This window comes from Flavobacterium lacus (genome assembly GCF_003268815.1).
GTDB lineage: Bacteria > Bacteroidota > Bacteroidia > Flavobacteriales > Flavobacteriaceae > Flavobacterium > Flavobacterium lacus.
Window position 1 is genome coordinate 19,585 of record NZ_QLSV01000003.1, and the last position, 15,387, is coordinate 34,971.

The following is a 15,387-nucleotide window of genomic DNA, read 5'->3' on the forward strand; positions in this document are numbered from 1 at the left end:
ATTTTTTCGGGTTTTTTTTGTCTATAACGCAACCTTTTAAGTTTTTATGTATCTACAAAATATAATATAGAATATCATGAAAAAGTTTGCTTTACTATTATTACTAACACTTAGTTTTGTTTCATGTTCATTAGAGGACGACAATCGCCCTACTTTTCATTATGAAATTCTACCTATAGATAGTTATGTGGTGCCGGACACATTTAATTTTGGAACCACACATCAACTTAAGTTGTTTTTTAAATTCCCTACACCCTGTCATTCTTACGGAGGAATATATTTTGATCGGTATTTGAATGAAAGAGTTTTTGCGATCCAAAGCATCGTTGAAGATAGGCAGAACTGTTTGCCCTATGAGGATAACAATAATGAATTGAGAGAAGTTATCGTAAACTTTGAAGTAATTAGTTCACAAACTTATTTGTTCAAATTTTACAAAGGAAAAGATGAAGAAGGAAACAATATTTTTGAAGAAGTTGAAATTCCGGTAAATAGTGATTAAATCATCTTAGAAAACCATACGAGTGAATCTAGAATTACTCATACATGAATGCAAAAGCAACAATACAAAGGCACAAGAGCAATTATTTAGATTATTATCTCCTAAATTGTTCAGTGTATGCATTAAGTATTCGAAAAATTATGCTGAAGCTCAAGATAATTTGCAAGACGGGTTCTTAATCATTTTTGAGAAAATTCATCAATTTGATAATAAAGGTTCTTTTGAAGGTTGGTCTAAAAGAGTAATGATAAACAACATTCTTCAAAAATACAGAACACAAGGTGTTTTTGAAATTGTCTCTGAAAATTATCCCGATGTAGTTGATGTAGAAGTAGAGGAAGAAACCGTATCGATGGAATTTTTGACAAAAATTATTCAAGAATTACCGGACAAATATCGCTTGGCATTTAATTTATATGTTCTAGACAATTATTCGCACAAAGAAATAGCAGCTCTGTTGAACATTTCCGAAGGAACATCAAAATCAAATTTATCCAGAGCTCGAGCGATTTTAAAAGAAAAAATTGAAAATAAGGCGTCGAATGAAATGAATGCAGCCAAATGAAAGATAAAAAGAATTTAGACCGATTGTTTCAAGAACAATTTAAGGATTTTGAAGAAATTCCTCCGGAAATTGTTTGGAAAAACATCGAAATAGCACTAACAAAAAAGAAAAAAAGAAGAATTATTCCGCTATGGTATAAGCTTTCTGGTGTTGCGGCTTTGCTTATTTTTGGGTTTTTAGGAACTCGTGCACTTTTAAATCAATCAAAAATTGAAACTACTAATCCAATCGTAATTGAAGAAAAAATCAATTCAACCGAAAATCAAAATAGCGTTGTTAATGCTGACAAAAAAAACAATCAAAATCAATTGAATTCTGTTGGAAATGATTCAAATAAAATAAGTAATACGTCTGATAAACAATTGATTTCTAATGATGAAGCTGTTGCTAATGGAAATTTAAACACTGAAAAAACTTCCAAAAAAGAAAATAATCAGCATAGCAATATTGACAAAGTAAACCAACAGAAAAAAGAAAATTCAGGATTAGTTTCAAATTCTACCGATAAAACAAAACGAATTAAAGAAGAAATTAAAAACAATTTAAACAAAAAAAATAATACTAAATTAGTTGATAATTCTGAGAAAAATCAAAAATCAAAAATAATTTCTGAGTCTGAAACGGCTGCAGTGAACTCCGGTTTAAATAACCAAAAATCGATCGATCGAACAAAAACCTTCGAACCAGAAAAAAACAAGACCGAAATTTTAACTGAAAATAACATCATCAAAAATGATAAACAATTTGTATTAGAAGATCATTCATCTAAAAATGATAAAAATAAAATCGATTCTGCCGCTGTTGCATCGCTAATTGTAACAAAAGAAGAGTTGAATACGTTGGGAGAATTGCTAAAAGAAAAAGATCAAAAACCTAAAGTTGAACCTAAAGAAAACAAGTGGCAGATTACCTCAAATCTTGCTCCTGTTTATTTAGGTTCATCTTCCAACGGTTCTCCAATCGACAGTCAATTTACTAACAACAGCAAAGAGTATCAAAACACTATGAGTTATGGTCTTGGCGTGAATTATGACATGAGTAAAAAACTAACTTTACGAACCGGCATTAACAAAGTTAATTTTGAATATTTAACCAATGGTGTTGAATTTTTTGCTTCTCTTGAAGGCCGTCCAATGGCTTCGTTAAGTTCAACAAATACCACAAACGCAGCACCAATTGTTGTGCAAAACAGTAACTTTTCTGCTGGCGAGGCTTCCATGGGATGGACACAACAAGGAGCTATCGAACAAAGTATGGAATATTATGAAATTCCAGTAGAATTATCCTATAAAATACTAAATAAAAAATTTGGAATAGATGTCATTGGCGGATTCAGCACATTACTATTAAACGATAATAATTTAATGGTGGTTTCCGATGGTTTTTCTGCTGAATTAGGAAAAGCCAATAACTTGAATTCCTTTCATTTTAGTACCAACGTAGGACTGGGTTTCCGTTACCGTTTTTGGAAGTCGTTTCAAGCAAATTTTGAACCTACATTTAAATATCAACTCAATACATTTAGTAACAACGACGGAGGTTTTAGACCCTATTTTGTTGGATTATATTCTGGTTTAAGTTATCGGTTTTAAAAAATAAGCTTTATTGGTTTGGCTTAAAATGTTTTAGTTTTTAGTTAAGTTCGTTATTACTTTTACTACCATCAGTAATAACAAAGAGAAAAGAGCACTCCTGGTTTTGGTGCTCTTTTTTTGTATCTTTAACATTCGAAATAAATTTAGATGAAAACACATTTTATCACATTCTTACTTGTTTTTGGATTTTTTACTAACACAAATAAAGCACAAGAAAAAGAGGCCATTGATGAAGTAATTACACAATGGCACAAAGCCGCAGCCGAAGCAAATTTTGAAAATTATTTTGGTTTAATGTCAGATGATGCAGTTTTTATTGGAACAGATGCCTCCGAAAATTGGAATAAAAAAGAATTTGAAGCCTACTCTAAACCCCATTTTGACAAAGGAAAAGCGTGGACATTCCGCCTATTAGAAAGAAATATTTATATCGATAAAAACTATAAAATAGCTTGGTTTGATGAACTGCTTGACACCTCATTCAAAATCTGTAGAGGTTCAGGCGTTTTAGAAAAAGTAAAAGGGAAATGGAAAATCAAACATTATGTGCTCTCCATGACGATTCCTAATGAAACATCAACTGAAGTAATTGCAGTGAAAGATTCGATAGAAAGTAATTACATTCAAAAATTAAAATCAAAAAAATAACACATCCCTAAAACCATACCAAAACTTTTCTCGTAACTAAGAAGAACAAACTCAAAATTCTTGGTTATGAAAATAAATAGAACAATTAAAGTAATTATAGGAAGTATATTCTCAATTGTACTGCTTTTGATTGTCGTTTTGGTGGTTCACATCGCAACCGCAAAACCTGTTGAAGTTGACAATGCAACGATGCAAATTAGCAGAATTGACTTTAAAGAACCACTTGATTCTTTAAAATCTAAAGAAATTCACCGAAATCTTAAATCAATTGATGGTGTAAAAAACATCAAAATTGTACCCGAAAAAGGGGTGGTTGTTTACTTTCATGACAACCGTATTGTCAATTCTGAACAAGTTTTCACACAACTTTCTGCCACAGGAAACTATCAAGCAGAATGCTTTGTGATTTCAGATGATTTAGCCTCCAAAAAAGTTTGTCCGGCCATGAACACAGATAGTTTTAGTTATAAATTTTCCAGAGGAATCCAACGTATTTTTAATTAATCTTTAATATTATTGTTATGAAACATTTTCCAAAATTAGCCCTATTTGCCCTGTTGTTTTCTTCAGGAATCGCTTTCGTTTCCTGCAGCGACGACGACGATGCAACGCCGCCAGCAGCAGAATTAACTATTTATCAAAAACTAGGCGGGACCACAATGGTTGCAGACCCAAACAATCCCAACCAAATGATTGAGCAAGGACGTTTGTCCTATCGATCAGTGGTCGACAGCACAATTGTTTTAATTGTAACCGATATCGGTGCTGGAGCTGAAGGAAACTTAGGCGAGTATTTTGCTCCAATTGTAGGCGAAGTTACAAATGGAAACACAACAAATGTAGCCGTTTTAAGCAGAAGTTTAACTGACTTTTTCTCTGCAAATACAGGTGGTGGTGCAACAAACACGTATACTGGATTAGGAATGGTCGCTGCCCATGATCCTGGTCAAAACCCAAGAATGGGAGCAAAAGCAGACAATGGGGATTACGATCAATTTGTTGGATATGTGGTAGAAGCAGCCTTATTAAACGGGTTAGACCCCGTTGATGATGCAGCTTTATTAGGAGAAATTGGTGCGGTTCTTGAATCATTAAGAACTCCAATTGTTCAGGATCTATAGACTTCCTCTTCTCAATTTATAATCAATCACCATCTTCAAAAAATGGTGATTTTTTATTTTTTAAGATTTTCTAACATTTCAACGGTCATTAAACCCATGTCAAAATTGTGTTTCCAGCCCCAATCGGTTCGAGCAGTAGAATCATCAATCGAACCCGGCCAACTGTCAGCAATTTTCTGACGGAAATCAGGCTTATAGGAAATGGTAAAATCAGGAATATGTTTTTTAATTTCTTCGGCTATTTCTTTCGGTGTAAAACTTACTCCTGATAAATTGTAGGAAGATCTAATTTTAATTTTTTCTGCCGGAGCTTGCATAATTTCGATGGTAGCTCTGATAGCATCATCCATATACATCATTGGTAAACGGGTTTCTTCCGATAAAAAACATTCAAATTTTCCATCGCTTAACGCTTTGTAATAGATATCTACAGCATAATCGGTCGTTCCGCCACCCGGAGGTGTTGTCCAACTAATTAAGCCCGGATAACGAACACTTCTCACATCTACACCAAAAATATGGTGGTAATATTCACACCATCTTTCACCCGATTGTTTTGAAATTCCATAAACCGTTGTTGGTTCCATAATTGTAAATTGTGGAGTGTTCTCTCTTGGTGTAGTTGGTCCAAAAACAGCAATACTCGATGGCCAAAATATCTTTTTAATTTTTCCGGCTTTCGCCAAATTTAGTACGTGAAAAAGTGAATTCATATTTAAATCCCAAGCAAATGCCGGGTTTTTTTCGGCTGTAGCCGACAGAAGAGCGGCCATCAAATAGACTTCTTCTACTTGATATTTTTCAACAATATGCTCAATTTGATTAAAATCGAGAGCATTCAACACTTCAAAAATCCCATCATTTACTACATCATTATTTAATTTTCTGATGTCGGAAGCAATCACATTATCTGTTCCGTAAAGTTTTCGTAATTGTTGCGTTAGTTCGGTTCCAATTTGACCGCAAGCTCCTATGATTAGAATTTTTGTGTTCATTAGTTATGTATTTATGATGCAAATATAACGTTTTCGTAAAGTAAAAAACTGTTAAACAAAAGGGTTTTATTTTAGAAAGCTTTAACGAGAATAACCAAGTTTCCATTTACCTTTGTATTTTTGAATTCTAAATTAAATTTGATGAAAATTCGTTTCCTTTTTATCCTTATTACTTCCTTGTTTCTTTTTTCCTGCGAAGAGGATAATGAGAAACGTTTAATCGAACAACAAAAAGAAGTAGCCAAAAAAGAGGAAATTTTTAAAAAATTAGACAAAGCATGGAGCTTTAGAACCATGAATCTAGAATCTACTTCACAGGATTTAGTACAAGACTGGGCAGAATGGCGTTTATTTCTTATCGAATTGCAACAAAAACCTACAAGTTCGATTGGAGCTTTTCAAAAAAAATCTAGAAACTTAACACAAAAAGCAGATGCTCTTTTAAATACAATTCCGCAGTCCTTATCTAACCCGGAATTCAAAAGCAGGTTTACCGTTTTGTTAAACCATTTTCAGTCGTTAGACTTATACATTCGTTTGGATGCAATTCCTGAAAAAAAAGTGATCGATTTAATTACTGATATTAATCTACAATTAGCATCTATTGAATTACAAATCAATGAATTAATTAGAAAAAGACAAATTCCAACGGAACAAGGTGAAGCCGACATGATTAGAATGTTAGACACTTCCAGAGCCGTTCGTGAAACCCCAAAAATTTAGATTAATTGAACGTTTCAACTATTTATTCGGCTTACAATTCTTCGGCTAAAATTATTCAATTAGCTGAAAACATTGCCGTTTCCGAAAATAAAATTAGAATCAAAGGATTAATTGGCTCGTCGTTATCCTTTGTGATTCAATCGTTATTTCAAAAAACGGAGTTGCCTTTTCTGTTGCTTTTTAATGATAAAGAAGAAGCTGCTTACTATTTGAATGATTTGGAAAACCTCATCAACGACCAAGATGTTTTGTTCTATCCGAGTTCGTATCGCCGACCTTATCAAATTGAAGAAACGGATAATGCCAATATTTTGCTTCGTGCTGAAGTGTTAAACCGAATCAATTCCCGCAAAAAACCTTCGATAATTGTTACTTATCCGGAAGCTCTTTTTGAAAAAGTAGTTACCCGAAAAGAATTAGATAAAAACACATTGAAAGTGGCCGTTGCCGATCAAATTTCGATTGATTTTATCAACGAAGTTTTATTTGAATACAATTTCAAGCGTGTAGATTTTGTATCAGAACCGGGCGAATTTTCAGTTCGTGGCGGAATCATCGATGTGTTTTCATTTTCCAATGATAATCCGTATCGAATTGAATTTTTTGGAAATGAAGTCGATAGTATCCGAACATTTGACGTAGAAACGCAGCTTTCATTGGAAAAACAGAAGAAAATTTCCATCATTCCCAACGTAGAAAATAAATTTTTACAAGAAAATAGAGAAAGTTTTCTAAATTACATTAACCCAAAAACCGTTCTTTTTGTTCAGGAAACGGAAATGGTTTTGAGTCAATTTGATAAATTATTTGACAAAGCAACGGAAGCTTTCGGCAAACTTTCAGGAGATATCAAACATGCTTCGCCGGATGAACTTTTTATCAATCAATCGTCATTTGTAAAAAAAGCACTTGATTTTTCAATCGTTGAAATTGGATTGAAGTCAATTTTTAAATCCGAAAAAACGATTGAATTTCATACCAAACCACAACCTTCTTTCAACAAACAATTTGATTTATTGTTGAATGATTTGAACGAAAATCACTTTAACGGAATCAAAAATTACCTGTTTTGTTCCAATGAAAATCAAGCCAATCGCTTTCACGATATTTTTGAAAGTATCGATGAGGAAAATCACGAAAACATTCGAAAACAATACAAAACAATCGTTTTTTCACTTTTTCAAGGATTTATTGACGAAGAAAATCAGTTGGCCTGTTATACCGATCATCAAATTTTTGAACGTTATCATAAATTCAACATCAAAAACGGTTATTCTAAGAAGCAAACCATTACGTTAAAGGAATTAACCCAACTTTCGGTTGGCGATTATGTTACGCACATTGACCACGGCATCGGAAAATTTGGTGGTTTGCAAAAAATTCAGGTGGAAGAGAAAATGCAAGAAGCCATCAAATTGGTGTATGCGGATAATGACATTGTGTATGTGAGCATTCATTCGCTTCACAAAATTTCAAAATACAATGGAAAAGACGGAACACCTCCAAAAATTTACAAATTAGGTTCGAATGCGTGGAAAGTTTTAAAACAAAAAACCAAAGCTCGTGTCAAACATATTGCATTCAACTTGATTCAATTGTATGCCAAAAGGCGTTTGGAAAAAGGTTTTGCTTGTGCACCGGACAGTTATTTGCAAAAAGAATTGGAAAGTTCGTTTATTTATGAAGATACACCCGACCAAATTACGGCTACACAAGACGTAAAAAACGACATGGAACGCGATCGTCCGATGGATCGACTAGTTTGTGGCGATGTTGGTTTTGGGAAAACAGAAGTTGCCATTCGTGCTGCATTTAAAGCGGTTGACAACGGAAAACAAGTCGCCATTTTGGTTCCAACTACAATTTTGGCGTATCAACATTATCGAACATTTACCGAACGTTTGAAAGATATGCCGGTTACGGTGAAATATTTAAACCGATTTAGAACCGCCAAACAAAAAACCGAAACACTGAAAGGTTTGGCAGAAGGTAAAGTGGATATCATCATAGGAACGCATCAATTGGTGAGTAAAGATGTAAAATTTAAAGAATTAGGTTTATTAATTATTGACGAAGAACAGAAATTTGGAGTGAATGTAAAAGATAAACTCAAAACAATTTCAGCAACGGTTGATACATTGACGTTGACTGCGACTCCGATTCCGAGAACGTTGCAATTTTCGTTAATGGCAGCGAGAGATTTATCGGTTATTACAACACCTCCACCGAATCGTTATCCTATTGAAAGTCATGTGGTAGGTTTTAGTGAAGAATTGATTCGAGATGCTGTTTCGTATGAAATTCAACGAAATGGTCAAGTTTTTTTCATCAATAATCGTATCGAAAACATTAAAGAGGTGGCCGGAATGATTCAACGACTCGTTCCAGATGCTCGTGTTGGCATTGGTCACGGACAATTGGATGGCAAAAAATTAGAAGAATTAATGCTTGGTTTTATGAATGGTGAATTTGATGTATTGGTCGCCACAACGATCATCGAAAGTGGTTTGGATGTACCAAATGCCAATACGATTTTTATCAATAATGCCAATAATTTTGGTTTATCCGATTTGCATCAAATGCGTGGTCGTGTGGGTCGAAGCAATAAAAAAGCGTTTTGTTATTTCATTACACCTCCACAATCGGTGATGACGGAAGATGCAAGAAAACGAATCAATGCGTTAACGCAATTTAGCGAATTGGGAAGTGGTTTCAACATTGCTATGAAAGATTTAGAAATTCGCGGTGCCGGCGATTTATTAGGTGGTGAGCAAAGTGGTTTTATTAATGAAATTGGTTTTGACACCTATCAAAAAATCATGAACGAAGCCATTGAAGAATTAAAAGAAAACGAATTCAAAGAATTGTATCAGGAAGAAAATGATATTGAAACCAAAGAATTTGTAAAAGACCTTCAAATTGATACGGATTTCGAATTATTGTTTCCGGATGACTACATTAATAGTGTTAACGAGCGATTAAATTTATACAATGAACTTGGAAGTGTAAAAGACGAAGAAGGTTTATTAGCTTATGAACAAAAGCTAATTGACCGTTTTGGACCTTTGCCAAAAGAAGCAGAGGCGTTGTTGAATAGCATCCGAATTAAATGGATTGCCACCCGATTAGGCATCGAAAAACTCATTATGAAACAAGGCAAGATGATTGGTTATTTTGTAGGTGATCAACAGAGTGATTATTATCAATCTTCGCGATTTAGAAAAGTATTGCAATTCGTTCAACTGCACGGAAACCTGTGTAAAATGAAAGAGAAAGAAACCAAAAGCGGCTTGCGTTTGTTGCTGACTTTTGAGAATGTAAAATCGATTAGGAAGGCATTGGAATTGATGGAGTTGATGGGAAGATAATTTTCAAAATATCTACTTTTAAACTTATATGACTTATAGGCTTTTTAAGTCCTTAATCACTTTAAAAGCGACATCAACTTCTTCTTCACTCACTAAAATAGTAAACTCGTTCGAAGTGGAAATCACTTCATTAATGATAATTCCTTCCCAAGCCAAACGTTGAAAAATAAAGTAATAAATCCCGGGAATGCTGATGTTTTCTTTTGGTAATTTTACTGTGATAGAGGCTAAATTTTCTAACTTCTGAATTAATTTTTCGCTTTCAAAATGCTTATCGACTAAATGAACAACTGTTTCACTAACCACAATGTTGGTTTCGTTTACACCGCGAGAAGATGTATAAAAAATGCCGGTTTCTTTATTAATTTCTGAAATTAATGCCGCTTGTTTGTCTAAAATGGTTTCGGAAACCGCAAATGTATAATCGATCAACGAAGAACGAACTGTGATTTCACCAATGTTTTTTAAGACCTTTAAGATTTTGTGGTTTACCCGAAAATCCAATTCTTCCGAAAGGCGTTTTAAAGCCATTACTACCGCTCCTTGTTTGACATCTTTTCCTAATTCTTGCTCCAATTCGGGCATCATGTTTCGGGATAACGAAGTTAAATTGATAATCCCTTGCGACAAAGCACTCAATAAAAAAGGTTTGGTTTTGATGTAATGCTCTACAACAGAAGAAATAGTTTTCATATCTATACGTTTAAAAACATTACAAAGATATAAATAAAAACAATTTGTTACAAATATAACATTTAGTGTTTTATTAATTTGAATGTCTTTTTTTGTTGATTTTGGCTTACTGTAAGAAAATAAATTCCATTTGGAAGAAATGATGTTTCTAATTGAAGTACGTTAATTGCTTTTCCCTTGAGAACTTTATTTGCTTTCAAATCAAAAAGTGCATATTCAAAAGTAGTTTCATCGTTTGATTTCAATGTAATTATTTCGTTGAATGGATTTGGAGAAACTTCAACAGAAAAGGATGAGTTTAAATTTACAAGCGATAAATTTTCACACAATTGGCAATTACTGTTTGTAACATTTTCATCATCATTGGTTTTAAGTGCTTCAAAAAGTTCACCTGAAACGCAATTTTCTTTCAAATAATAATCTAACCATAAATTGAGATATGAAAAAATAATTTGATGTTGTTGTGCTCTGGAAATTGTGGGAGAAGGTGAACAACTTCCATCTCCAACCGAACAGAAAAAATTAAAATTAGCCATTTGACAATGACTGGCACCGGTGATGCCTAAATAGTTCTTACAATTACTCTGCAAAGCATTATAAATCGGCAATTGATTGGTTACCGGCGGCGTAACACAATCATTTAACCCAGCAATTGTAAAAGTTGGCAATTCAATTCCTGCCGAAGCTGCAATTGCAGAAGGATTCGTCTCTGCTGCAGCAAAAGTAACCACGTGATTGATTTGGGTGGAATATTGTTTAGCCAATAAGGCACAACCACCGCCCATACTATGTCCCATCACAGCATTATTAGGAGAAATTCGTGAGAAAAAAGGCGAATTTGACTGGGAATTTAATTCATTCATTGCTTCAATTACAAAAGCTAAATCTTTAGCAAAATTGGTATGCGATGGCGAAAAAGAACCTTCTGTTTTTGGAAATGCCATGATATAGCCTTGCGGTACCAATTCTTCCCAAAAATTTTGATAGGCATCAAACGTCATTACAAAACCATGACCAAAAGACAACAAAGGAAAGGCTTCATTGTTAGCAGAAGTAATAGGTACATTCGCTGCATTACTATCGGCAGGATAAAAAACTTCGGTGGCAATAGTACGATTACGCGATGCATCAAAAAGGTTCAGCGTCGTTCTCCCAATTTGAAAAGGTTGAGCCAAAACAGTTATACAACCAAAACACCAAAAAAAGAATACTTTTTTCATTTTAAAATCAAAATCTGTTAATTAATACGTTAAAAATAAACTATTTACATGAAAACTAACGCAATTTACTAAAAATAATAAAAAGCATCCTCGATATGCTCAATGGTGGTTTCTTTATTATTTAGTACAATACCTATAATATCAAAACGCACTTCCAAATCGAGGTCGTTTTCGGTCATGTACTGATCAACGGCTTTGACTAAGTTTTGAATTTTTTTTCCTTTCACGAAATCTTGTGGTAAACCAAAGTCTGCCGAAGTTCTGGTTTTGACTTCCACAATGGCCAAAATATTATCTTTTTGGGCAACAATATCCAATTCTGCTTTTTGAAAAACCCAGTTGCGTTCCAAGATTTCATAGCCGGCTTTTTGCAAAAAATCAGCGGCTATTTCTTCTCCTTTTTTACCGAGTTCGTTGTGTTGTGCCATACTAAAAATTCAAAATGGTAAAATGAATCTATTTTTGAACACAGATTGAAGAAATTGGTAAAATTTAGATAATTTATAAATTCATTTTTTCAATTTCTTTGATTTTAAAAATCTGTGTTCTAAAAAAATAAAATATTATTCAAACTTCAAAACCGTTGCATTTTCACTAACTTCCAATGTGACTTGCCTTCCAAAAACCAATGGTCGGTTATCCGGAATGTGCCCAGCCGGGAAATTATAGACTATTGGAATATTATATTTTTGAGTTATATCTTGAATAATTTCTAGTGCATTTTTTCCCCATGGAATATCGTTGTCGTTCATTTTGGTCATGCTTCCCACCACAATTCCTTTTAAACTTTCCAGACACCCGTTGCGTTTGAGGTTCATCATCATGCGGTCGATGTGGTATAAATATTCGTCTAAATCCTCTAAAAATAATATTTTATCGGTGCAATCTATCGCTGAAGCCGACCCAAACAAACTGTATAAAATGGAAAGGTTACCACCTACCAATTCACCTTTTGCTTTACCCAACTTATTCATTTTATCATACGGAATCGAATAGGAAAGACTTTCGCCAAATATGGCTTTGCGTAAGCTTTCTTTGGCTTCGGGAGTAGCTCTAGGAATATTAACCGGCATCATTCCGTGAATGGATTGAAAACCCAAATTATTTAAATGAGAATGCAAAACTGTTACATCGCTAAATCCAATCACCCATTTTGGATTTTGTTTAAACTTAGAAAAATCGATTAAATCGACCATTCGAACCGTTCCATAACCGCCTCGAACGCACCAAATGGCTTTTACATTAGGATTGTCTAACTGGGTTTGAAAATCCTTAGCTCGGTCTTCGTCTGTTCCCGCTAGTTGATGATTATCTAAACCAATTGACGAACCGATGGTGGTTTTTAAACCCCAATTTTCAAGAAATTCTTTGGCTAATTTTAAATCGTCATTGATATGTTTTCTAGCGGTGGCTACGATGGCAACCGTATCGCCTTTCTGTAAATAGGGAGGTATAATCATTTTTTTATCCATTTGAGCGTGGGCGGTGAAAAAAAGTGCCAGCAATAAAAGAGTTATAGCGTTTTTCATGTTCACCTGTTTTCTTTTAACAAATAAACAAATTATACTTTGGTTTAGCAAGTTGAATTGTTTTGAAATGATTTACTGCATAAATTAATAGCCCGGATAGAAGTGAAAAGCCTTTTGCCGGATTGTTGTATTTTTTCTTGGCGAAAAAAAGCGACCAACAGAAGCTCTTTTTTTGCCTTAGAAAAAAACAACAAGACAAAAAAGCTTGGAACAAATAGCCGGAATAGCTTCTTGAAAAAAATAAAATGCAATCTCTGAAGTCATTGCTTCGTGTCTGTGCGATAAAAAACTTATTTTTGCAGTAGAAAACTTTAACGTTTGCCTTTTTGCGGCTTGGCGACTTGGCGAGAAAAAAAATTTTATGATAGATAATCCAAAAAGATATACGATTACGGCGGCGTTACCTTATACAAATGGACCGATTCACATTGGGCATTTGGCGGGAGTTTATGTTCCGTCTGATATTTATGCTCGTTACTTGCGTTTGCAGGGGAAAGATGTCGCGTTTATTTGTGGTAGCGATGAACACGGCGTGGCGATTTCGATGAAAGCCAAAAAAGAAGGCATTACGCCTCAGGAAGTAATTGATAAATATGACGGAATTATCCGGAAATCGTTTGAAGATTTTGGGATTTCGTTTGATAATTATTCGCGGACTTCGGCTACGATTCATCACGAAACTGCTTCGGCATTTTTTAGAAAATTATATGAGAACGGCGATTTTATTGAAGAGACGAATGAGCAATTGTATGATGCAAAGGCCGATCAGTTTTTGGCCGATCGCTTTGTGGTAGGAACTTGTCCGAAATGCGGCAATGAGGAAGCGTACGGCGATCAATGTGAAAAATGTGGTTCTACGTTGAATGCAACCGATTTGATTAATCCAAAATCAACCATTACGGGTGAAACTCCGATTTTGAAATCGACAAAACACTGGTTTTTGCCTTTGGATCGATACGATGATTTTTTGAAAGAATGGATTTTGGTGGGTCATAAAAATGATTGGAAAACCAATGTTTTGGGTCAAGTGAAATCATGGTTGGATGATGGTTTGAAGCCAAGAGCCGTAACCCGAGATTTAGATTGGGGAATTGATGTTCCGGCGGAAGGTGCCGAAGGCAAGAAATTGTATGTTTGGTTTGATGCTCCAATTGGTTACATTTCTTCTACCAAAGAATGGGCTGCCAGAGAAGGAAAAGAGTGGGAACCCTATTGGAAAGATGCCGACACGAAACTCGTTCATTTTATTGGGAAAGATAATATTGTGTTTCATTGCATTATTTTCCCGGCGATGTTGAAAGCCGAAGGCAGTTTTATTTTGCCAGACAATGTTCCGGCGAATGAATTTTTGAATTTGGAAGGCAATAAATTATCGACTTCCAAAAATTGGGCGGTTTGGTTACACGAATATTTAGTTGATTTTCCGGATAAACAAGATGTTTTGCGATATGCTTTAACCGCCAATGCACCGGAAACCAAAGACAATGATTTTACTTGGAAGGATTTTCAAGCGAGAAATAATAATGAATTGGCGGCGGTATACGGAAATTTCATCAACCGTGTGGTGGTGCTTACAAATAAATATTATGATGGAATTGTACCGCAACCGAATGAATTTTCGGAAGTGGATGAACAAACGTTGGCGGAATTAAAAGCCTATCCGGCAGTGATTTCAAGTTCTATTGAACGTTATCGATTTAGAGAAGCACAAGGCGAATTGATGAATGTGGCTCGATTAGGAAATAAATATTTAGCTGATGAAGAACCATGGAAAATGGTGAAAACTGATCCGGAACGTGTGAAAACACAGATGTATGTGGCGTTACAAATTGCGACAGCTTTGGGGGTTTTATCGGAACCGTTTATGCCATTTACAGCAAATAAATTGGTTAAGATGTTACAGAATGATTCTGTTACTTGGGAAAAAGTTGCACAATCATCTGAATTGTTAAAACCAGATCATCAAATTGGTCAAGGTGAAATTTTATTTGCTCAAATTGACGATGCCGAAATACAAAAACAAATAGACAAATTGGAAGCCACAAAAACCGCAAACAAAATGGAAAACAGAACTGTTGAGCCTCAAAAGGAAACCACCACATTTGAAGATTTTTCGAAATTAGATATGCGTGTCGGTACGATTTTAGAAGCTGAAAAAATGCCTAAAGCCAATAAATTATTGGTTTTAAAAGTGGATACCGGAATTGATGTACGCACCATCGTTTCCGGAATTGCGGAATATTTTTCACCGGAAGAAGTCATTGGAAAACGCGTGACCATTTTAATAAATTTAGCCCCAAGAGCGTTACGAGGAGTAGAAAGTCAAGGCATGATTTTAATGACTAATAATGCGGAAGGGAAATTGGTTTTTGTGAATCCGGATAAGGAAGGGGTGGATAATGGGGCGGTGATAAGTTAAATGTGACTT

General features: G+C 34.6%; 14 protein-coding genes. 9 read left to right on the forward strand and 5 right to left on the reverse strand.

Annotated features, from left to right (window positions below; all coding sequences use genetic code 11):
- Nucleotides 1-76 precede the first annotated feature (76 nt).
- From B0I10_RS03185 to B0I10_RS03210, 6 genes are all read left to right on the forward strand, one after another.
- A complete protein-coding gene (locus tag B0I10_RS03185; RefSeq protein ID WP_112085054.1) occupies nucleotides 77-502 on the forward strand; it encodes a hypothetical protein in 426 nt (141 codons plus the stop codon).
- A 22-nt stretch (nucleotides 503-524) separates the two neighbouring features.
- Complete coding sequence (locus B0I10_RS03190; protein WP_112085055.1) at nucleotides 525-1,067, forward strand: RNA polymerase sigma factor; 543 nt, start codon at nucleotides 525-527, stop codon at nucleotides 1,065-1,067.
- Nucleotides 1,064-2,659, forward strand: a complete 1,596-nt coding sequence (locus B0I10_RS03195) for a porin family protein (RefSeq protein WP_112085056.1) — start codon at nucleotides 1,064-1,066, stop codon at nucleotides 2,657-2,659. Before B0I10_RS03190 ends, B0I10_RS03195 begins: the two co-directional genes overlap by 4 nt.
- A 150-nt stretch (nucleotides 2,660-2,809) precedes the next feature.
- Nucleotides 2,810-3,310, forward strand: coding sequence for a nuclear transport factor 2 family protein (locus B0I10_RS03200; RefSeq protein ID WP_112085057.1), 501 nt, complete (start codon nucleotides 2,810-2,812; stop codon nucleotides 3,308-3,310).
- Between the two features lie 66 nt (nucleotides 3,311-3,376).
- On the forward strand, nucleotides 3,377-3,814 hold the full coding sequence (locus B0I10_RS03205) for a hypothetical protein (protein ID WP_112085058.1): 438 nt from the start codon (nucleotides 3,377-3,379) through the stop codon (nucleotides 3,812-3,814).
- A gap of 17 nt (nucleotides 3,815-3,831) precedes the next feature.
- The gene (locus B0I10_RS03210; RefSeq protein ID WP_112085059.1) at nucleotides 3,832-4,431 is read left to right on the forward strand and encodes a globin family protein; all 600 of its coding nucleotides are present in this window, start codon (nucleotides 3,832-3,834) and stop codon (nucleotides 4,429-4,431) included.
- 53 nt (nucleotides 4,432-4,484) lie between these two features.
- Here the strand turns inward: B0I10_RS03210 and B0I10_RS03215 are convergent, their stop codons facing one another.
- Complete coding sequence (locus B0I10_RS03215) at nucleotides 4,485-5,426, reverse strand: L-threonine 3-dehydrogenase (protein WP_112085060.1); 942 nt, start codon at nucleotides 5,424-5,426, stop codon at nucleotides 4,485-4,487.
- Between the two features lie 141 nt (nucleotides 5,427-5,567).
- Here B0I10_RS03215 and B0I10_RS03220 point away from each other — a divergent pair, with 141 nt between their 5' ends.
- Both B0I10_RS03220 and mfd read left to right on the forward strand, forming a co-directional pair.
- Nucleotides 5,568-6,149, forward strand: coding sequence for a hypothetical protein (locus B0I10_RS03220; RefSeq protein ID WP_112085061.1), 582 nt, complete (start codon nucleotides 5,568-5,570; stop codon nucleotides 6,147-6,149).
- A gap of 50 nt (nucleotides 6,150-6,199) precedes the next feature.
- Nucleotides 6,200-9,517, forward strand: a complete 3,318-nt coding sequence (gene mfd, locus B0I10_RS03225) for a transcription-repair coupling factor (RefSeq protein WP_394336173.1) — start codon at nucleotides 6,200-6,202, stop codon at nucleotides 9,515-9,517.
- Nucleotides 9,518-9,550: 33 nt separating this feature from the next.
- On the opposite strand, the gene B0I10_RS03230 is transcribed toward mfd, so the two are convergent.
- The 4 genes from B0I10_RS03230 to B0I10_RS03245 all read right to left on the reverse strand — a co-directional run bounded on the left by B0I10_RS03230 (nucleotide 9,551) and on the right by B0I10_RS03245 (nucleotide 12,890).
- On the reverse strand, nucleotides 9,551-10,210 hold the full coding sequence (locus tag B0I10_RS03230) for an aspartate kinase (protein WP_112085063.1): 660 nt from the start codon (nucleotides 10,208-10,210) through the stop codon (nucleotides 9,551-9,553).
- A gap of 62 nt (nucleotides 10,211-10,272) precedes the next feature.
- Nucleotides 10,273-11,430, reverse strand: a complete 1,158-nt coding sequence (locus B0I10_RS03235) for a poly(ethylene terephthalate) hydrolase family protein (protein ID WP_112085064.1) — start codon at nucleotides 11,428-11,430, stop codon at nucleotides 10,273-10,275.
- A gap of 68 nt (nucleotides 11,431-11,498) precedes the next feature.
- The gene (locus B0I10_RS03240; RefSeq protein ID WP_112085065.1) at nucleotides 11,499-11,858 is read right to left on the reverse strand and encodes a YraN family protein; all 360 of its coding nucleotides are present in this window, start codon (nucleotides 11,856-11,858) and stop codon (nucleotides 11,499-11,501) included.
- Nucleotides 11,859-11,993: 135 nt separating this feature from the next.
- Nucleotides 11,994-12,890 carry a S66 peptidase family protein gene (locus B0I10_RS03245; RefSeq protein WP_112085317.1) on the reverse strand — a complete coding sequence of 299 codons (897 nt, stop codon included), beginning with the start codon at nucleotides 12,888-12,890 and terminating at the stop codon, nucleotides 11,994-11,996.
- 430 nt (nucleotides 12,891-13,320) lie between these two features.
- Here B0I10_RS03245 and metG point away from each other — a divergent pair, with 430 nt between their 5' ends.
- Nucleotides 13,321-15,378 (forward strand): methionine--tRNA ligase, encoded by a 2,058-nt coding sequence (gene metG / locus B0I10_RS03250; RefSeq protein WP_112085066.1) that lies wholly within the window; start codon nucleotides 13,321-13,323, stop codon nucleotides 15,376-15,378.
- Nucleotides 15,379-15,387: the final 9 nt, after the last annotated feature.